The sequence below is a fragment of the Deinococcus sp. genome, assembly GCF_018260405.1.
Lineage (GTDB): Bacteria > Deinococcota > Deinococci > Deinococcales > Deinococcaceae > Deinococcus.
Map to the genome: position 1 here is coordinate 1 of NZ_JAGLBG010000253.1, position 252 is coordinate 252.

At 72.6% G+C, this 252-nt stretch carries 1 pseudogene; it reads left to right on the forward strand.

What is annotated here, in order from left to right:
* Positions 1-173: pseudogene (locus QZ269_RS13400) on the forward strand (sulfurtransferase); the annotation flags it as partial.
* Between the last annotated feature and the right edge of the window lie 79 nt (positions 174-252).

A 252-nucleotide genomic window follows, 5' to 3' on the forward strand; every position in this document is an offset into this window, starting at 1 on the left:
GGGCGGCCCCCACCATCACGTACTGCGGCAGCGGCGTGAGTGCGGCGCCGAACCTGCTGGCCCGCGAACTGGCTGGCGAGTCGCTGGGAGCGCGCAACCGCCTGTACGCCGGATCCTGGAGCGACTGGATCAGCGACCCGACGCGCCCGGTAGCCGTGGGCGCGGAGGACTGAACGGCGTCAGGGGCCGTAGCCGTCACCGCGTCCCAGGTAGCCCAGCGAGAAGACCGGGTCCCGCACATCCAGGACAGGC